The sequence below is a fragment of the Telluria beijingensis genome (assembly GCF_030770395.1).
Taxonomy (GTDB): domain Bacteria; phylum Pseudomonadota; class Gammaproteobacteria; order Burkholderiales; family Burkholderiaceae_D; genus Telluria; species Telluria beijingensis.
In genome coordinates this window covers 4,748,103-4,766,490 of record NZ_CP132480.1, presented here as the reverse complement: position 1 = coordinate 4,766,490, position 18,388 = coordinate 4,748,103, and the positions used below count along the sequence as shown (strand labels likewise).

Genomic DNA, 18,388 nt, shown 5'->3' with positions numbered 1-18,388 from the left:
CGCGAACCGACAAACGAAATGACTCAATAATGAAAGAAATTTCGGCACAAAAGCTTTGCGCCGGGACGGTGTCTGGAAACGACACGCAAGGCGGGAGGCTTTGGAATGGCGCTCTGGTCGAGCTGCCTGGGGTTTGCGTAGCTGCTAGTTGTACTGCTGTCGCTGTAACTGTTCTTGCTACCAAAGCGGCATCATGCCGCAGCGCACAAACCGTACTATACAGGTTTTTCCGGTTTCGTGCACGAGCAGGCGTAAAACTGTGCAGCTAATGCTGCACAGCAATATCTAGCCTGACGGCAGCATGGGCGGGGCCGGCGGCCCGCCAGCTCAGCGCTGCTTGCGCTTGGACGAGGTATTGCGCGCGATGCGCTTGCTGTTCTTGCTGGCGCCGGCCTTGGCCTTGAAGCGCGAGGCATTGCGGGTGGCCCTGCCGCGGTCGGCCTCGAACGCGACCACCGCGTTCTCGATGATGTTCTCGGCGATGTCGCCGTGGCTGGACGCCGACGTCTTCGGCACCAGGATGGTCGAGCCGGCCTTGAGGCGCGACTTGGCCGGGATATTGTTGGCTTCGCGAATGACTTCGGGCGTGGTGCCGAACTTGGAGGCCAGCTGGGCGATGGTCACGCGGGCGCCGGTGATCTTGTGCGTGGTCCAGGTTGACAACGCATGGCCCCATTGCGCCAGGTTGCTATGGAATTTCTCGGCGTTCTCGGTCGGCAGCAGGATCTTGGTGCGTTCGCCGCCGATGATGACCGGCTTCTTGAATTGCGGATTGAGCGCCTTGAATTCGTCGAGCGACATCTCGGCCAGCTGGGCCGCGATGGCCAGGTCGATGTCGCTGGTCTTGTCGACCGTGGTGAAATAGGGCTGGTTGTCGATCGCCGGCAGCACCACGCCGTACTGGGAAGGATTGGCCACCACGTTCTTGACCGCCTGCAGCTTGGGCACGTAGTTGCGGGTCTCCGCCGGCATCAGCTCGGCCAGGCTCTCGAAATCGGTCGGCTTGCCCAGTTCCTGGTTTTTCTTGATGGCGCGCTGAACATTGCCTTCGCCCCAGTTATACGCCGCGAGGGCCAGCGGCCAGTCGCCGAACATCGTGTACAGGCGCTGCAGATAGGTCAGGGCGGCGTCGGTCGAGGCAATCACGCCGCGCCGCTCGTCCTTGAACATGTTCTGGCGCAGGTCGAAGTCCTTGCCGGTGCCGGGCACGAATTGCCACAGGCCGGCGGCATTCGCGCTCGACATGGCTTGCGGGTTGAAGGCCGATTCGATCACCGGCAGCAGGGCCAGCTCGGTCGGCATGCCGCGCTTTTCGAGTTCCGACACCACGTGGTACAGGTAGGGCGAGGCGCGGCCCGAAATGCGGGACAGGTTGGCCGGGTGATTCGCATAGGCCTGGGCATGGCGGGTTACCAGCGCATTGTTCAGGTCGGGAATCGCATAGCCGCTGCGGATACGGCCCCAGACGTCGGTCTCGCGGTACTCGTCGGCCTTGTCCGCCCCGATCTTTGTCAGCGATGCGGCCAGCGTGCTGCGTTCGCCGCTCGCGGCAGCCTGGATACTCGACGCAGGTGCGGCGTCCATCGCCCGACTCAGCGGTGCTGTGGCCAGGAGGGCCAGCGCAGCCAGGGTAAGGATGGAGCGTTTCGTATCGTGCATGGGCTTCATGGTGTAAGGCTTTTCCAGTGTTGCGTCCAGGAACGAGCGGACAAGACAAGAGGGCAGTGTACGGATCAATTGTCGAGTCAGTCAAGAAGTAAGTCGCTGTCGTTACAATTAAAATCGAAGGGAGGATGCCGGCTATTGGCATCATGAAAACGGAAGATGCCGCACATATCACGAATATTGATGAGATACGCGTTCTTTTGCCATGGGCTCGCCCTAGTACGGCCGCGCTTGCCAAACCTTAGCGCCGCCGTGGGGTCAATCTATGAGTTGGCGCAAAGAGTGCGTACAATCGGGCCTTTGCTGTTCGCCCCGCTATTGAAAGTTTCACCATGAGCACCCCCAATTTGAACGCCGACGACGATGCCATCGTCGCCGCTACCCGCAACTGGCTGGAGCGGGCCGTCATCGGCCTCAACCTGTGCCCCTTCGCCAAGTCGGTCTATGTGAAAGAGCAGGTGCGCTACGTTGTGTCGCCCGCCACCACGCCCGAGCAATTGCTTGAGACCTTGATGGACGAGTTGCAGCACCTGTCCGACACCCCTGCCGAACAGGTCGACACAACCCTGCTGATCCATCCTTTCGTGCTCAACGATTTCGAGGACTACAACGAGTTCCTGGACGTGGCCGACGTCGCGGTCGAAGACATGCAGCTCGACGGCGAATTGCAGGTGGCCAGCTTCCACCCGGATTACCAGTTCGCCGATACGGATGCCAACGACATCTCGAACTACACCAACCGGGCGCCGTATCCAATCCTGCACCTGCTGCGCGAAGACAGCATCGCGCGCGCCGTGGAGGCCTTCCCGGAAGCCGAAGAAATTTTCGAAAAAAATATCGCCACCATGGAAAAGCTCGGCCATGAAGGCTGGGACAAGCTCGATGTCGGCCCGGCCTGAAGAAGGCGGCGCGCGCGCGCCGCTGCCCGAGCGTCCCGACACCCCGTGCGTGGCGGTCTGCTCGACCACCTTCGACGAGGTATGCCGCGGCTGCGGCCGCACGGTGGCCGAGGTGGCCAACTGGGTCGTGATGGACGCTGCCGAGAAGGAAGTCGTGTGGGAGCGCATCCTGGCGCAGGGGTATCCGCGCCGTAATACCTAGCACCGCTTCGGCGCCGCGACAAGGCCTGTCGCGCGCCGCCGACAGACCGCCTGCGGGAAACCGCCCGTCGACCGGCTGGGGTGCATAGTTAGTGACTCCCAGCAAGCAACTGTGCATAATCTCGCCATCCATCCTGCATCAGGCCAGTCCTGCGATTTTCCGCATCCATGTCCAGCCCTGCCGTTCCCGCCGCACCATCCCGCCTGCGCCTGCTGTACGGCCGCTCCCTGTACGGCGCACTGCTGCTGGTGGTGTTCGCCGGCCTGCTGGCGCCGGCAGTGGTGGTCAGCTACCTGCTGGTCGGGGTGCAGGAGCGCGCGGCCGCGGCCGCCGGCCTGAACGACACGCTGCAGCGCAATGCCGACATCCTGGCGCTGGGCATGCAGGAATCGGTGTGGAACATGAACCTGGACGGCGCCCGGCCGCTGCTCGACGCGATGCTGCGCGACCCGGCCGTGGTCGGGATCGCGGTGCGCGACCTCGCCGGCAGCAACGCCTTGCACCTGCGCTCGCCGGAACGCCCGCTGGGCCGGGTGTTGCGCGCCGAACGCCCGATCGTGGTCGAGGGCCGCGACATCGGCAGCGTGGTGCTCGAGATGGACGATTACCGCAGCGGCCAGGAGCTGCGCGCCAAGCAGCGCAATTACGCGCTGGTGGTGGCGCTGCAGCTGGCAGTGTCGCTGCTGCTGATCGCGCTGCTGCTGCGGCGGCGCCTGCTGGCGCCGCTGCGCAGCCTGATGCGGTTCTCGGACCGCCTGGCGCGCGGCGACTTCGAGACGCCGCTGGCGCTGGCGGCCCAGGACGAACTGGGACGCCTGGGCGAGCAGATGGAGCGCATGCGCCTCGCGATCCGCGACCTGTTCGCCGACATCGCGCGCCGCGAGGAACAGTTCCGCACCATTGTGACCCAGGTCCCGGGCGCCGTCTATCGCGTGCGCGCGGGCGGGCCGATCGAATTCGTCAGCGACGCGATCGAAGAGATCACCGGCTATCCGTCGGCGCGCTTCATGTGCGCCACCACCGAAGACTGGGCCGCGATCGTCCATCCGGAAGACCGGCGCGAATACTATCGCATCGCGCGTGAAGCGGCCATGTCGGGCGAGGCCTACGAGATGGAATACCGGATCATCGACGCCCACGGCATCGAGCGCTGGGTGCAGGAGCACGGCCAGCCGCAGGCGGCCTGGGATCCGGCGCTGCACGGGACAGGCGGGGTGCGGGTCGACGGCATCATCTCGGACATCAGCGAGCGCCGCCACGACGAGATGCGCATCGAGGCGCTGCTGGCCGAGCAGGACGCGATCCTGGACAACGTCATGTTCGGCGTGCTGTTCGTGCGCCAGCGCCGCATCATCTCCAGCAACCGCCGCTGCGAAGAGCTGTTCGGCTATGCCGAGGGCGAGATGGTGGGCCAGTCGACCGAGATCCTGTATCCGACCCGCGCCGAGTATGAACGGATCGGCGTCGAACAGTATCCGCTGCTCGAGCGCAGCATGGACCTGGGCGAGGAGCGCCAGCTGCGCCACCGCGACGGCAGCCTGTTCTGGTGCCTGATGAGCGGCTGCGCGCTCGACCCGAACCGCGCCAACGAGGGCAGCATCTGGGTGTTTGCCGACATCACCGAACGCAAGCTGGCCGAGGAAAAGCTGCGCCTGTCGGCCAATGTGCTGGAACACATCGCCGATGGCGTGATGGTGCTCGACGTGCATGGCCGGATCGCGGCCACCAACCCGGCCTTCACCCGCATCACCGGCTACGCCGAGCACGAGGCGCTGGGCCGCGAGTCGAGCCTGTCGGCGAGCCGCGATGGGGGCAGCCGCAACGACGAGGCCTTCTACCGCGAGCTGTGGCGCGAGCTGGGCGAGTCGGGCTTCTGGCGCGGCGAGATCTGGGACACGCGCAAGGACGGCGAAGCCTACCTGGAAGCGCTCACGGTGTCGGCGGTGCGCGACGACGACGGCGCCACCACGCACTATGTGTGCGTGTTCAGCGACATCACGCGCGCGCGCGAATCGCAGATCCAGCTCGACCGCCTGGCCCACCACGACGCCCTGACCGCCTTGCCCAACCGCCTGCTGTACCACGACCGCCTGCGCCACGCGATGGCGCGCGCAGAACGCGACGGCGAGCAGCTGGCGGTGCTGTTCATCGACCTCGACCGCTTCAAGAACGTCAACGACACGCTCGGCCACCACGTCGGCGACGAGCTGCTCAAGCAGGCGGCGCAGGCGCTGGCGCGCTGCCTGCGCGAGGGCGACACGCTGGCGCGCCTCGGCGGCGACGAATTCATCGTGCTGCTCGAGGACGTCGACGGCGCGCCCGGCGCCACGCGCGTGGCCGAGAAGCTGATGGCGATGTTCGAGCAGCCGTTCGAGGTCTCGGGCTACGAGCTGTTCGTCACCGGCAGCGTCGGCATCAGCCTGTATCCGCAGGACGGGCGCGACATGCACATGCTGATCCGCAACGCCGACGTGGCGATGTACCAGGCCAAGGCGCGCGGCCGCAACGGCTTCCAGTTCTACGTGCCGTCGATGAGCGGCGACGGCGCGCTGCGGCTGCGCATGGAAACCCTGCTGCGGCGCGCGATCGAGCGGCGCGAGATCTACCTGGCTTTCCAGCCGCAGGTCGAGATCGACAGCGGCCGCTTGATCGGGGTCGAGGCCCTGCTGCGCTGGAACAGTCCAGAACTGGGCCAGGTCGCGCCGAGCCGCTTCATCCCGCTGGCCGAGGACACCGGCCTGATCGTCCAGCTGGGCCAGTGGGTGCTGCAGGACGCCTGCCGCCAGATGGTGGCCTGGGAAGCGGCCGGCTTTTCGGTGCCGAAGATCGCGGTCAACCTGTCGGTGCGCCAGTTCGAGCGCGGCGGCATGGCCGCCACCGTGGCCGCGGTGCTGGACGATGCCGGCCTGGCGCCTGGGCGGCTGCAGCTCGAGGTGACCGAATCGGCCATCATGAACACGGGCGACGCGCTGCAGTACGTGAACGACCTGCATGCGATCGGCGTCGGCCTGGCGATCGACGACTTCGGCACGGGTTACTCGTCGCTTGCCTACCTCAAGCAGCTGCCGGTGCAGACGCTCAAGATCGACCGCAGCTTCATCAAGGACATCCCGCAGGACCCGGACGACGAAGCGATCGCGATCGCCATCATCCAGCTCGGCAAGAGCATGAACCTGTCGGTGATCGCCGAAGGCGTGGAGCGCGAAGACCAGGCGGCCTTCCTGCTGCGCCACGGCTGCAACCGCGCCCAGGGCTATTTGTATGGCAAGCCCTTGAGCGGCGACGAGGTGCTGGCGCGCTGGGGCGGGGCGCGCGATGCGTAAGCCGGGGCGCCGCGCCTTCGTGCTGGCCGGCCTGGCGGCCGGCGGCGCGCTGCTGGTCGGCTGGGGCGTGCAGCCGCCGCGCCAGCGCCTGCGTTCGGCGCAGGCCTTGCCGCTGCCCGAGGGCGAAGTGGCGCTCAACGGCTGGGTCGCGCTGGCCCCGGACGGCACGGTATCGGTGGTGGTGCCGCGCAGCGAGATGGGGCAGGGCGTGCACACGGCGCTGCCGATGCTGGTGGCCGAGGAACTCGACGTCGGCCTGGACGCGGTGCGCGTCATTGCGCCGCCGATCGACAGGATCTACGCCAATCTCACGCTGCTGCGCGAGAGCCTGCCGTTCCACCCGGACGACGCCGGCCGCACGGCGCGCAGCGCGCAGTGGCTGATGGCGAAGGTGGGGCGCGAGCTGGGCATCATGTTCACCGGCGGCTCGAGCAGCGTGCGCGACGCCTGGCTGCCGATGCGAGAGGCGGGCGCGGTGGCGCGCGCGATGCTGGTCAAGGCGGCCGCACACACCTGGCTGGCGCGGGAAGAGGATTGCCGCACCGAGGATGGTTTCGTCATCCACCGTGATGGCCGCCGCGCCGGCTATGGCGCGCTGGCGCCGTTGGCGGCGCGGCTCGGGGCCGGGATCGATGACGGCGACGTGCGGCTCAAGGAGCCGCAGGCGTTTCGCCTGATCGGCAAGTCCTTGCCGCGGCTGGACAGCCGCGCCAAGTCCGACGGCAGCGCGCGCTTCGGCATCGATGCGCGGCCGCCTGGCATGGTGTACGCGGCGCTGGCGATGGCGCCGACCGTGGGCGCCACGGTGGCCGCTTTCGATGCCGACGCCGTGCGCCGGATGCCAGGCGTGCTGGCGGTGGTCCACGTCTCGGCCGCACCCGCGGGCCGCAGCGGCGCCGGGGCCGCGGTGGCGGTGGTGGCGTCCACCTGGTGGCAGGCGCGCCAGGCGGCACAGGCGCTGCCGGTGCGCTGGCAGCCGGGCGAGCATGCGGGGCTGTCGAGCGCCGCGATCCTGGCCGGCCTGGCGCGCGCGCTCGACGAGGAAGACGGCTACGTCTATCACGAAACCGGCACGCGGGAGGTGGAAGGCGCGGCGCGCACCGTGCGCGCCGAATACCGCGCGCCGTTCCTGGCGCATGCGGCGCTGGAACCGGTGAACTGCACCGCCCAGGTCGCGGGCGGCAAGGTGAAGCTGTGGGCGTCGACCCAGGTGCCGAGCATCGCGGTCGACTGCGCGGCGCGCGTGGCCGGCGTGGCGCGCGAGGACGTGGCGATCGACGTCATGCTGCTGGGCGGCGGCTTCGGGCGCCGGCTCGAGGTCGACATGGTGGCGCAGGCGGTGGCGGTCGCGAAGGCGCTGGACGGCCAGCCGGTGCAGCTGATCTGGACCCGCGAGCAGGACACGATGCACGACGTCTACCGGCCGGCGGCGCTGGCGCGCTTCACGGCGCAACTTGGCGCGGATGGCGAGCTGCTGGCCTGGGACAGCAAGTCGGCCAGCGGCGCGATCGGCCACCAGTATTATCCGCGCAGCCTGGGCCTGCCGGGCGTGGGGCCCGACAAGACCACGGCCGAAGGCGCCTACGACCACCAGTACGCGATCCCCAACCAGCGCGTGGCGCATGTGGATGTCGACAGCTTGCTGCCGATCGGGTACTGGCGCTCGGTCGGGCATTCGCACAATGCCTTCTTCAAGGAGTCGTTCCTGGACGAGGTGGCGCACGCCGCCGGCCAGGATACGGTCGCCTTGCGGCGCAAGCTGCTGGCGCGGCAGCCGCGGGCGCTGGCGGTGCTGGATGCGGCCGTCGCGGCAGCGGGCCAGGCGCCGGAGGGACGCGCCCATGGCGTGGCGCTGCACCGCTCGTTCGGCAGCACGGTGGCGCAGGTGGCCGAGGTGTCGGTGCAGGACGGCGAGATCCGCGTGCACCGCGTGGTGTGCGCGATCGATTGCGGGCTGGCGGTCAATCCGGACATCGTGGCCCAGCAGGTCGAGTCGAGCGTGATATTTGGCCTGTCGGCGGCGCTGGCCGGCGAGATCACGGTGGAGGGCGGCAGGGTGGTGCAGTCGAACTTCGGCGACTATCCGCTGCTGCGTTTCGGCCAGGCGCCACAGGTCGAGACCATGGTGATGCCCAGCAGTGCGCATCCGGAAGGGGTGGGCGAACCGGCCGTGCCGCCGGTGGCGCCGGCGGTGGCGGCGGCGGTGTTCAGGTTGACCGGGCAGAGGCTGCGCAGCCTGCCTTTGAAACTGGGCTGAAGGTCTCGCACTATTGCGGCAGGTCTTGAAGTGTGCGGCTGCATGGCCACACACTGTGGCTATGCCATGAGAGAGGGACGCCATGATAAACAACCGCTTTTTTGTCGCATTTGCGCCAGCGCTGCTTGGGGTCGACGAAAGCCGCTTCGACGAGGCATGCGCGCTGGTCGCGCAGGGCTGTGCACTCGACCAGGTCGTGGTCCGGCGCGCCACCGGCCTGGCCGGCAGTGGACGCGACGAAGACAGGATTGAATTGTTCCAATGGATTCAGGAACAGCGATCGAAGGGGGTGAAATCGGTATCGATCGTGGTGGAGGATGGTCTGGCCGACACCGGGCCCGACGCCGCGGACGGGGAGCATGTGCGGCAGATGCTGGCCAGGCTTGCCGACGGCCTGCCGATCCTGATGCGCGTCGATACCGTGGGCGAGGGCGCCGTGATCGTGCAGGGGGCGGTACCCGGGCCGCGCTTGTCGCTCACCTCGTCGCTCTTTCTTGAACTGCTCGATGCGCAGGATAAACCGGAATTCTTCCGCCCAGGTGTGCTGGACGAGATCAATGGCTACCGCGAATGCAGCGATCGGGACGAGCTCGCGGCGGCGGACTTGCCGTCTTATTTATTGTCGCCAGAAGGGCGGCAGGATTGGGAGTCCATCGGGCAGCAGGTCTTCCGGACTGTCCAGGCCGATGCGCTCACCCATGAGCAGAACTTCGTGATTCCCCCGGCTTTTTCGAGCCACTTCGAAAAAACGACGCCGGACGGCGACGAATGGGAATTCACCGCCTGGCTGGAGGCGTATGACGACGATGACGTCACTGGCGCAGCCTTGCTCCAGTTAATCAAGGCACAATCTTTCGCGGGCAGGATCTGGCGGATTGCCGCGAGCCGAACACTGTTGATGGAAAAGCTCGGCGACATCGACGAGTTCGATGACTTTCCGCGCATCGCGGCCCATGACTGGCCGCGCTTCCTGTCCAGGCTGCCGGATCGCGACGTCGGGCGCGTCAGCGAGGTCTTGATCGAACTGGTCCGCCTGGAATGTGAAGAGCGGGGTATTCAGCCGCGTATTCCCGACGACCTGGCCGGCATCTTCGGGCCGGACGACGAAGAACGGCGCTGGCTCGATTTCAATGAACGGCTGCAGTACGACCTCGGCTGGACCATCCGCGTGGTCGATGCGCCATGGACGCTGTTCGAGCGGGATCGTGGCGCCTCCCCGATGCCGTCCGGGGCGGTCATGCCGATGGCGCAAGCGCGACAGCAGTTCATCGACGCACTGACGCAGGCGCGCGATGTGGCGTGGCGTACCGGCTCGCATGTCGAGCATGTGCTCGACGTCGCCCGCCACCTGGCCATGCATGCGATCGACTCCGGTCCGCTGGACGTGACCGCGCTGGAATCGCCGGATCTGCTCCAGGAGCCCGACATGCTGGTCGTGCTTCAGTTGCTTGCGCAAGTGTTCGTGCCATTCGAATGGGGCGCGGATCGCGTGTTCGGGCTTGCGGCAGTGGCGACCGCCGATGTGTTCAGCGGCATGGAGGCATGGACTGAGCAGGACGTCGAGGGTGAGGAATTGGTGCGCTTCCAGTCCGTGTCGCTGAAGCTGAGCGGCGCGCTGAATCGCTATTACGAAACCCTGGTGTCGAGTGCGGCTCTTGCACAGCCTGATTCGACGCTACGCTGATTAGCTGGAACTTTGCGTTACTTCTTCAAGGGTGCAACGGCCTTGCAGCACACTCTGGTAATTACCACCGGGAAAGGCTGCCATGAACTCCAATCGATTTTTTGTCGCATTCGTTTCAGGACTGCTTGGCGTGGAAGAAAAACGGCTTGCGGACGCATATCGGCTTGTGGCGCAACATTATGAGATCGAGACGGGCAGTATCTTGCGTGGGGTAAGTGCAGCCGTTGGGGATGGAGGAAGGGACAGGCTGCCTTTGCGGGAATGGATCGACAGGCAGCGTGAGCGCGGCGTGAAGTCCGTCTCCGTTCGTATCGCGGTGCAGGACGGTTCGGACGATGATCAGGACGATGATCAAGAAGACGATTGGGACGATGATCAAGATGACGATTGGGACGGGACAGGCGACGAAGATCCGGAACCGCACATGCTCGCAGGTTTTGCCGGAGGATTGCCGATCCTGATGCGCGTCGATACCAGGTCCAGCCATGGTGTGTATATCCAAGGGACGGTGAGCGGTCCGCGATTGTTGCTCACCCCATCACGATTCCTCGATCTGATCAATGCACAAGGCGATCCGGATTTTTTCTGGCCCACCGTGTTAGAAGAGATCAACCAATTCCACTGCTGTAACGGCCGGGATGAGATCGCAGCAGATGCCTTGCAAGCGCATTTCCTGTCGCCGGAGGGGATGCACGACTGGGAATTCATGGGGCAACAGATTTTTCGGGAGCTCCAGGTCGAGTCCTTTACATATGACAAGGCGTTTGTCATACCAACAGGATTCTTGAACCATGTCGACGAGGTGAGGCCGGTCTGCGCCGACTTCGAGCCCATGGTCTGGTTGGAGATTATTGACGAAGACGAGGTCAGTGCAGCAGCCTTGTTGCGTCTGGTCGAAGCACAGCATTTTGGTAACAGGATTTGGCAATTTGCGGCAGACCGGGATCAGTTGACAGAAATACTGGACGAGCATGAAGCGCTCGACGATTTCCCGGATATCGCAGCCACTTACTGGCCGCGTTTTCTTGCCGGATTGGCTGATGAAGATGTATCGCTTGTCAGCCAGGTACTGGTCGAGCTTGTCCGCCTGGAGTGCCAGTCCCGGGGCGTGCAGCCCTGTATTCCCGATGACCTGGCCGATATCTTCGGACCGGATGACGAAGAACGCCGTCGGCTTCATTTCCGTGGACGGCTTCAGTGCGATCTAGGTTGGAGGATCCGCGAAGCCGATGATCCGGGGAGGCAGTTTGTCCTGGATCGCGTGGACCGCCCTGTGGATATGGATGAGCCCATGGACATGGTGCACGCGAGGCAGCAGTTCATCGAGGCATTGACGCTGGTGCAGGAATTCGCTCGGCGTGTCGGTTCGCCGTTTTATCCTGTCTTCGGCGCTGCCAGGTATCTGGCGAGTGAAGCTGCCGGTGACGGTGTGCTGGGGGTGACTGTTCCGGAAGCGTCGGATCCCGGTCTGGAGCCCGGCCTGTCGTCGGCCGTACAGCGGATCACCGAGTCGTTCGAACCGTTCGGGTGGGGAGTCGACCGCTTGCTCGGCCTTGCGGCAATTTCAGCCGCCGATGTGTTCGGGGGGATGGGCTCGTGGAATGACCAGGCCTTCGAGGGCGCGGATCAAGAAGACTTTCATGCGGCGTCTTCGACCTTGTTCAGCGCAATGAACCGCTACTTCGAGGCCCTGGTATCGCTAGGCTGAGTGGGACGGCCCGACGGCCTGGCCTATCCGCCCAACAGCACGCGCAGATTGCATTCTTCCTGCCAGTCGCGACGCTCCTGGCTCGATTGCGCAAGGCGCGCGAGTTCTTCGTCGCTCTGCTCGGCCTGGGCCTGCACCAGGCGGTCGGCCACGCCGCCGTCCGGCACCATGGTGCCGAAGAAGGCGACCGTGTCGCCGCGCTGCAGCAGCAGCGTCGGAAAATTGTCGACGTCCAGGTCGCCCACCAGGTCGGCCTGGTCTTCGATGTCGATCCAGACGAACTGCTTGTCCGGATGCCGCCGCGCCAGCTCGTCGAAGGTGGCGCGGTAGCTCGCGCAGGTGCCGCACCAGGCGGCGCACAGGCAGGCGACGGTCCAGCCGTCGCCATGGACGGCGGCGGCGACCTTGTCGCGGGTCGTGGAATCGAGGGTCAGGCTCTGCATGAGCGGCATTGTACAGCGAGATGCGGATCGTGTTGCGCTGCAAGGTGGATTCGCGGCCGCGCCATGGAAGCCACCCGGCCGAGCGGGTAAAATAGCGGAATGCCTAACATCCTTGCTATCGAAACCTCGGCCGAGCTGGCGTCCTGCGCGCTGCTGGCCGGGGACACTGTCATCGTGCGTTCGACGCCCGGCGTGCGCAGCCATTCGCAATCGATCCTGCCCATGGTGCAGGAATTGTTGAACGAAGCCGGCGTCACGCTGGCCGGCTGCGACGCCGTCGCCTTCGGCGCCGGTCCCGGCTCGTTCACCGGCGTGCGCACCGCCTGCGGCGTGGCCCAGGGACTGGCCTATGGCGCAGGGTTGCCGGTGCTGCCGCTGGTGACGCTCGAGACGATGGCCGAGGCCTGCCGCGCCGCGACCGGCGCCGGCGAGGTGCTGGCGGTGCTCGATGCGCGCATGGGCGAGGTGTACTGGGCCCAGTACCGGTTCCAGGACGGCGCCTGGTTGCAGGTCGTGGCGCCGCGCCTGTCGGCGCCGCAGGACGTGGCGCCGCTGCCTGCCGCCGGCCTGCAAGCCTGCGGCAACGGCTTCGCCGAATATGCCGCGGCCTTTGCCGACAAGCCGTTCGCGCACGGTGCGCTGCCCGCCATCATGCCGCATGCGCGCGAGCTGGCGCTGCTGGCGCGCGCCGCGCTGGCGGCAGGGCAGGGCGTGCCGGCGGCCCAGGCCCAGCCGCTCTACCTGCGCAACAAGGTCGCCTACACCAGCGCCGAGCGCCTGGCGATCAACCAGGCCAAGGCCGGCGCATGACGCCTCTGGATGGCACCGGCCTGCACCTGGCGCCGATGACGGCGGCCGATGTCGACGAAGTATGGGCGCTCGAGTGCAGCGTCTTTCCGTATCCCTGGACCCGCGGTAACTTCGTCGATGCCGTGGCCAGCGGCTACGATGGCTGGACCGTGCGCGAGGAGGACGGGGCGCTGGCTGGATATTATCTGTTGATGTACGCGCTCGACGAGGCGCATCTGCTCGACGTTGCGCTGTCAGGAAAGCGCCAGCGCCAGGGACTGGGGCGGCGCCTGCTCGACGAGATCGTGGCGCGCGCGCGCAGCCAGGGCATGGTGTCGATCCTGCTCGAAGTGCGGCCGTCGAACGAGCGGGCGCTGGAAGTATATCGCCGCCATGGCTATATCCATATCGGTCGCCGCAAGGGATATTACCCGGCCGGCGCGGCGGGCCGCGAGGATGCGATCGTGATGAGGCTGGATTTATGAAGAACACGAGCCAGCGCGACGCGCTGTTCCTGGCCGAGATGGGCATCGGGCCGCTGTGGCAGTTGCGTGCAGTGCCGCAGGCGGAGGTGGAGGCCGTGGCCCTAGCGGCCGTCGTCGAGGCGCCGCCGGAAGTAGCGGCGCCTGCACCTGCGGCTGTGGCTGAACCGGCGCCTGAACCTACGCCTGAACCGACCCCGGCGCCGGTCGCGCGCACCCACACGCCGTTGTCCGCGCCGCCTTACCGCAATCCACCGCCGGTCGACGAGGCATCGGCCTGGGACGACGTCGCCGTGCCCGAGCCGGCCGCGCCCGACGTCGCCACCATGGACTGGGCCGGGCTGCGCCAGGCGATCGCCGCCTGCCGCGACTGCGCCTGCGGCGAAGGCCGCAAGCCGGTGTTCGGCGCCGGTCCGCGCCAGGCGCGCTGGCTGGTCGTCGCCGGCACCCCGAGCGCGCTCGACGAGGGAGCGGGCCAGCCGCTCACGGGCGACCCCGGCAAGCTGCTGGACAATATGCTGCATGCGGTCGGCCTGTCGCGCGAGCGCGATGTGTTTGTCACGCCGCTGGTCAAGTGCCGTCCGCTGAACGCGAAGGGCGGCGACCGCGCGCCGACGCCAGGCGAGATCGCCGCCTGCCGTCCCTTCGTCGAGCGCGAGCTGGCGCTATTGAACGCCTCGACCGTGCTGACCCTGGGCCAGGTCGCGACCAACGGCCTGCTGGGCCGCGCCCTGCAGGAGCCGCTGGCCGGCGCCCGCGGCGATGTCCACCGCCTGGGCGAGGTGCCGCTGGTGGCCACCCTGCACCCGGGCGAGCTGCTGCTGCGCAGCGAGAACAAGGCGCTGGCCTGGGCCGACCTGTGCCGGGCGCGATCCCTTGGACCGCGCGACTAGCAGCTACCAGGCACTGTTCCACCGCCGCTGGGGCCACCTGCGGCGGGACCCGGTGCGGGCGCTGGCCTGGCTGCTCGACGCGCCCGACCTGCTCGACGCCGCCGCGCCGGAATGGACAGGCCGCATCGCGACGCTGGGCCCGGTCGCGCCGGAAGTAGCCGACTGGCTGGCGCGGCTCGACCAGGATCCCACCCGGCTCGAGGCCGCGTTGGGAGGGAAAACCTATACCCGGCTCGGTCTGTACGCCGAAAAGCTGATGGCTTTCTATTTCGCGGAGCAGGGCCGCCTGGTGCGCCACGGCCTGCAGGTGCGCGCCGCCCGCAACGACACGGTGGGCGAGTTCGACTTCCTGCTCGAGCACGGCCCGGACGCGCTGGCGCACATCGAATTCGCCACCAAGTTCTACCTGCTCAATGGCGACGGTGCGAACGAATTCGACGCCCTGGTCGGCCCCAACCTGGCCGACAGCCTGGGCCGCAAGATGCGCAAGGTCTTCGAGCACCAGCTGGCGCTGGGTGACCACCCCGCAGCGCAAGCGCTGCTGCCGCTCCCGGTAACCCAGGCCCAGGCCTTGGTAAAGGGTTGGCTGTTTTACCCCTCCGGCACCTGGCCAACAATGCAGGGGATCGCCGCCAGCCATTGCCGTGGCTTCTGGTGCCCGCTCGACGAGTTCGACGCCATCCCGGGCGACGAATTCCTGATCCTCCCCAAGCTGCAATGGCTGGCGCCACTGCGCGCAGACCCGTCCACCCAAACAATGGACCGTCCACACCTCGCCAGTACCCTGACCGCGCAATTCGACACCTCCAGCACGCCGGTCCTGGTAGCAACCATCCGCCGGCGCGACGGCGTCATCGAAGAGTTCGAGCGCGGTTTCATCGTCCCCAACGACTGGCGCACCCGCGCCGCTCAACTGCGCATGGTGAAATCCAACCGCACCCATTAGGGTCAGCGTCGAATTGTTTGACAACTTTCCAAAACGTTCGCCAATTCACCCCCGAGTCACGGGTTAGCAGCCAGCAAGCTCGACCGTCAACAATGAGGGTCAGAGTCGAATTGTTTGACAACTTTCCAAAACGTTCGCCAATTCACCCCCGAGTCACGGGTTAGCAGCCAGCAAGCTCGACCGTCAACAATGAGGGTCAGAGTCGAATTGTTTGACAACTTTGAGGAATTGCCCAATAAATCGACTCTGACCCTACTTATTTTCTTGCCAGCCCGATCTGCTTTTGTGGGTGTGTGGTAACGGATTCGGAGGATGCTGAATGCCTGAGGAATGCGCTGACCGAAAACTGCTCCGCTGACACGCTTTTGCTTGCTAAATAATGAGGGTCAGAGTTGAATTGTTGAGCAATTTCTTGCGTTGGCGGGCAATCGGGGACAGAGTGCGCTGGCCGAGCAAGTGCTCGCAGTAATCCGCGAGCCGTATCGTCGGCCGAGCAATGGTTAGCGCGAAACGTTATCAAACAATTCGACTCTGACCCTCGTTTTAGCCCTGGGGCTTAGTGCTTGCCTTCGCCGATCAGGCCGAGCGAGTCGTGTTCGCGCTGGTTCAGGGTGTGGCGGCGTTGGATCAGGAGCATGATGCCGGCCACCGACAGGCCGAAGATGACGATGATGATGTCCAGGTCGAGGTTCAGCGTGATCATGATCGCGTAGGCCGCCAGCATCACCAGGATCGACAGGTTTTCGTTGAAGTTCTGCACCGCGATCGAGTGGCCCGCGCTCATCAGCACGTGGCCGCGATGTTGCAGCAGGGCATTCATCGGCACCACGAAGAAGCCCGACAGGAAGCCGATCAGGGCCAGCAGCGGGTAGGCCACCGAGACCGTATGCACGAACACCATGCTCGTTACCACCAGCCCCATGATGATGCCCATCGGAATCACGTTCAGCGACTTGCGCAGCGGAATCATGCGCGCCGCCATCGCTGCGCCCAGCGCCACGCCGATCGCGACCACGCCGATCAGGTTGGTCGCCTTGTCGAGCGGCATGCCGAGCGAGCGCTCGGCCCATTTCAGCACGATGAACTGCAACGTTGCGCCGGCGCCCCAGAACAGCGTCGTCACCGCCAGCGAAATCTGGCCCAGCTTGTCGCGCCACAGCGTGGCCGAGCAGTTGGCGAAATCGGCGATCAGCTTGACGGGATTGCGTTCCTGGTGCTCGTAGCGGGCGCCGGTGTCCGGAATGCGCAGGTTGAACAGCGCCGCCAGCACATAGATGCCGACCACTACCGCCATCGCGGCTTCGGCGCCGCTCGTGATGCCCATGGCGCCGAACAGGTCGAAGGACAGCAGGAAGTTCGTGCCGCGCTCGCTCACCAGCGTGCCGCCCAGCACGGTGCCGAGAATGATCGACATCACGGTCAGGCCTTCGATCCAGCCATTGGCAGGAACCAGTTTTTCTGGCGGCAGCAGTTCGGTCAGGATGCCGTACTTGGCGGGCGAATACACGGCCGCGCCGAAGCCGACGACGGCATACGAGAGCAGCGGGTGGATGGTGAAGAACATCAGCGCGCAGCCGACCACCTTGATGATGTTCGCGATGAACATCACGCGCCCCTTGGGCAGCGAATCGGCAAAGGCGCCCACGAAGGCGGCCAGCAAGACATAGAACAGCACGAACGACAGCTTCAGCAGCGGAGTGAGCGATGCCGGGGCGTCCATTGCGACGAGCAGGCTGATCGCGACAAACAGGAGCGCGTTATCCGCCAGCGACGAGAAGAACTGCGCCGCCATGATGGTATAGAAACCACGGTTCATTCGAGAATTCACAAATCTGGTCCGGGTTGCTTTATACCATGAATGGGTAGAGCGGCGAAACGGGAAACGCTGCCGTCGCCGCGCCGCGCGGCCCGCTCCGGTAAAATAGCCGCTTGACGTTCCACACCGGATCCGATCCGTTTTTCTCAAAAGATTGCCATGCCGCGTCCGCTCTTCGCCACCATCCACCTCGATTCCATGCAGCACAATCTGGCCCAGGCCCGCAGCTGCGCGCCGCAGGCGAAGATATGGGCCGTCGTCAAGGCTGATGCCTATGGCCACGGCCTGGAACGCGCGTTGCGCGGCTTCGCCGGCGCCGACGGCCTGGCCCTGGTCGAGCTGGACAACGCGATCCGCCTGCGCCAGCTCGGCTGGACCAAGCCGATTCTCTTATTAGAGGGATTCTTCGAAGCGGCCGACGTGCCGATGCTGGCCGAGCACGATATCGCCACTGCCGTGCACAGCATCGAGCAGGTCAAGCTGCTCGAGTACACCCAGCTGTACCGCCCGATCGACGTCTACCTGAAAATGAATACCGGGATGAACCGCCTGGGCTTCCGCCCCGACGAATACGGCGCCGCCTACCAGCGCCTGCGCGCGATCCGCGACCTGCGCTCGATCACCCACATGACCCATTTCGCCAATGCCGACGAACTCGAACATCCGCGCCTGACGATCGCCGAGCAGGTACGGCGCTTCCGCGCGGGGGCGGGCGATCTGCCCGGCGAGCGCAGCCTGTCGAATTCGGGCGGCGTGCTGCACCAGGCCGAACTCGCCGACCAGTTGTCGAACGACTGGGTCCGCCCCGGCATCATGCTGTATGGCGGCACCCCGGGCGGCCGCAGCGCCCAGGAGTTCGGCCTGCGTCCCACCATGACCCTGCGCTCCGAAATCATCGGCATCCAGCACATCGATGCCGGCGACACGGTCGGCTACGGCAGCCGCTTCGAGGCCGACGGCCCGATGACGATCGGCGTGGTGGCCTGCGGCTATGCCGACGGCTACCCGCGCAGCGCGCCGCACGGCACGCCGGTGATCGTCGACGGCGTGCGCACCACGCTGGTCGGCCGGGTATCGATGGACATGATGACGGTCGACCTGACTCCAGTCGCCAATGCCCGCATCGGCAGCAAGGTCACCCTGTGGGGCGACGGACTGCCGATCGACGACGTGGCCCAGGCCGCCGGCACCATCGGCTATGAGCTGATGTGCGCGCTGGCGCCGCGCGTGCGCGTGACCGAAGGCAGGCTGGGGACCGACGGTTGAACCGGCGCGCACCAC

At 66.0% G+C, this 18,388-nt stretch carries 14 protein-coding genes; 11 read left to right on the top strand and 3 right to left on the bottom strand.

All coding sequences use genetic code 11. The annotated features are described in order from the left end of the window. Positions 1 to 327 precede the first annotated feature (327 nt). On the bottom strand, positions 328 to 1,668 hold the full coding sequence (locus Q9246_RS20960) for a transglycosylase SLT domain-containing protein (protein ID WP_306392750.1): 1,341 nt from the start codon (positions 1,666 to 1,668) through the stop codon (positions 328 to 330). A 329-nt stretch (positions 1,669 to 1,997) separates the two neighbouring features. On the opposite strand from Q9246_RS20960, the gene Q9246_RS20955 reads away from it, so the two are divergent. The 6 genes from Q9246_RS20955 to Q9246_RS20930 all read left to right on the top strand — a co-directional run bounded on the left by Q9246_RS20955 (position 1,998) and on the right by Q9246_RS20930 (position 11,738). Continuing rightward, entirely contained in the window at positions 1,998 to 2,564 is a 567-nt protein-coding gene (locus Q9246_RS20955) for a DUF1415 domain-containing protein (RefSeq protein ID WP_306392748.1), read from the top strand. Then, positions 2,548 to 2,766, top strand: coding sequence for a DUF1289 domain-containing protein (locus Q9246_RS20950; RefSeq protein ID WP_306392747.1), 219 nt, complete (start codon positions 2,548 to 2,550; stop codon positions 2,764 to 2,766). Before Q9246_RS20955 ends, Q9246_RS20950 begins: the two co-directional genes overlap by 17 nt. Before the next feature lie 167 nt (positions 2,767 to 2,933). Beyond that, positions 2,934 to 6,089, top strand: a complete 3,156-nt coding sequence (locus tag Q9246_RS20945; RefSeq protein ID WP_306392745.1) for an EAL domain-containing protein — start codon at positions 2,934 to 2,936, stop codon at positions 6,087 to 6,089. Next, a complete protein-coding gene (locus Q9246_RS20940) occupies positions 6,082 to 8,346 on the top strand; it encodes a xanthine dehydrogenase family protein molybdopterin-binding subunit (RefSeq protein WP_306392743.1) in 2,265 nt (754 codons plus the stop codon). Before Q9246_RS20945 ends, Q9246_RS20940 begins: the two co-directional genes overlap by 8 nt. 82 nt (positions 8,347 to 8,428) lie before the next feature. Beyond that, entirely contained in the window at positions 8,429 to 10,030 is a 1,602-nt protein-coding gene (locus Q9246_RS20935; RefSeq protein WP_306392741.1) for a hypothetical protein, read from the top strand. Positions 10,031 to 10,112: 82 nt separating this feature from the next. Beyond that, positions 10,113 to 11,738 carry a hypothetical protein gene (locus Q9246_RS20930; RefSeq protein WP_306392739.1) on the top strand — a complete coding sequence of 542 codons (1,626 nt, stop codon included), beginning with the start codon at positions 10,113 to 10,115 and terminating at the stop codon, positions 11,736 to 11,738. Between the two features lie 23 nt (positions 11,739 to 11,761). On the opposite strand, the gene Q9246_RS20925 is transcribed toward Q9246_RS20930, so the two are convergent. Continuing rightward, positions 11,762 to 12,181, bottom strand: coding sequence for a thioredoxin family protein (locus Q9246_RS20925; RefSeq protein WP_306392738.1), 420 nt, complete (start codon positions 12,179 to 12,181; stop codon positions 11,762 to 11,764). A 99-nt stretch (positions 12,182 to 12,280) separates the two neighbouring features. Here Q9246_RS20925 and tsaB point away from each other — a divergent pair, with 99 nt between their 5' ends. The 4 genes from tsaB to Q9246_RS20905 are packed head-to-tail and all read left to right on the top strand — an operon-like array spanning position 12,281 to position 15,291. After that, the gene (tsaB, locus tag Q9246_RS20920) at positions 12,281 to 12,991 is read left to right on the top strand and encodes a tRNA (adenosine(37)-N6)-threonylcarbamoyltransferase complex dimerization subunit type 1 TsaB (RefSeq protein ID WP_306392737.1); all 711 of its coding nucleotides are present in this window, start codon (positions 12,281 to 12,283) and stop codon (positions 12,989 to 12,991) included. Continuing rightward, on the top strand, positions 12,988 to 13,455 hold the full coding sequence (gene rimI / locus Q9246_RS20915; RefSeq protein ID WP_306392736.1) for a ribosomal protein S18-alanine N-acetyltransferase: 468 nt from the start codon (positions 12,988 to 12,990) through the stop codon (positions 13,453 to 13,455). Before tsaB ends, rimI begins: the two co-directional genes overlap by 4 nt. Beyond that, positions 13,452 to 14,345 carry a uracil-DNA glycosylase gene (locus tag Q9246_RS20910; RefSeq protein WP_306392735.1) on the top strand — a complete coding sequence of 298 codons (894 nt, stop codon included), beginning with the start codon at positions 13,452 to 13,454 and terminating at the stop codon, positions 14,343 to 14,345. The genes rimI and Q9246_RS20910 overlap by 4 nt, the downstream gene beginning before the upstream one ends. Next, the gene (locus Q9246_RS20905) at positions 14,329 to 15,291 is read left to right on the top strand and encodes a DUF1853 family protein (RefSeq protein ID WP_306392733.1); all 963 of its coding nucleotides are present in this window, start codon (positions 14,329 to 14,331) and stop codon (positions 15,289 to 15,291) included. The genes Q9246_RS20910 and Q9246_RS20905 overlap by 17 nt, the downstream gene beginning before the upstream one ends. A 556-nt stretch (positions 15,292 to 15,847) precedes the next feature. Here the strand turns inward: Q9246_RS20905 and lplT are convergent. Beyond that, the gene (lplT, locus tag Q9246_RS20900) at positions 15,848 to 17,107 is read right to left on the bottom strand and encodes a lysophospholipid transporter LplT (protein ID WP_306392731.1); all 1,260 of its coding nucleotides are present in this window, start codon (positions 17,105 to 17,107) and stop codon (positions 15,848 to 15,850) included. 159 nt (positions 17,108 to 17,266) lie between these two features. On the opposite strand from lplT, the gene alr reads away from it, so the two are divergent. Beyond that, entirely contained in the window at positions 17,267 to 18,373 is a 1,107-nt protein-coding gene (gene alr, locus Q9246_RS20895; protein WP_306392730.1) for an alanine racemase, read from the top strand. Positions 18,374 to 18,388 lie beyond the last annotated feature (15 nt).

Bases quoted from the DNA above. Each gene is read 5' to 3' on its own strand.
- Q9246_RS20960 (WP_306392750.1), bottom strand. From the start codon at position 1,668: ATGAAGCCCATGCACGATACGAAACGCTCCATCCTTACCCTGGCTGCG.
- Q9246_RS20955 (WP_306392748.1), top strand. From the start codon at position 1,998: ATGAGCACCCCCAATTTGAACGCCGACGACGATGCCATCGTCGCCGCT.
- Q9246_RS20950 (WP_306392747.1), top strand. From the start codon at position 2,548: ATGTCGGCCCGGCCTGAAGAAGGCGGCGCGCGCGCGCCGCTGCCCGAG.
- Q9246_RS20945 (WP_306392745.1), top strand. From the start codon at position 2,934: ATGTCCAGCCCTGCCGTTCCCGCCGCACCATCCCGCCTGCGCCTGCTG.
- Q9246_RS20940 (WP_306392743.1), top strand. From the start codon at position 6,082: ATGCGTAAGCCGGGGCGCCGCGCCTTCGTGCTGGCCGGCCTGGCGGCC.
- Q9246_RS20935 (WP_306392741.1), top strand. From the start codon at position 8,429: ATGATAAACAACCGCTTTTTTGTCGCATTTGCGCCAGCGCTGCTTGGG.
- Q9246_RS20930 (WP_306392739.1), top strand. From the start codon at position 10,113: ATGAACTCCAATCGATTTTTTGTCGCATTCGTTTCAGGACTGCTTGGC.
- Q9246_RS20925 (WP_306392738.1), bottom strand. From the start codon at position 12,181: ATGCAGAGCCTGACCCTCGATTCCACGACCCGCGACAAGGTCGCCGCC.
- tsaB (WP_306392737.1), top strand. From the start codon at position 12,281: ATGCCTAACATCCTTGCTATCGAAACCTCGGCCGAGCTGGCGTCCTGC.
- rimI (WP_306392736.1), top strand. From the start codon at position 12,988: ATGACGCCTCTGGATGGCACCGGCCTGCACCTGGCGCCGATGACGGCG.
- Q9246_RS20910 (WP_306392735.1), top strand. From the start codon at position 13,452: ATGAAGAACACGAGCCAGCGCGACGCGCTGTTCCTGGCCGAGATGGGC.
- lplT (WP_306392731.1), bottom strand. From the start codon at position 17,107: ATGAACCGTGGTTTCTATACCATCATGGCGGCGCAGTTCTTCTCGTCG.
- alr (WP_306392730.1), top strand. From the start codon at position 17,267: ATGCCGCGTCCGCTCTTCGCCACCATCCACCTCGATTCCATGCAGCAC.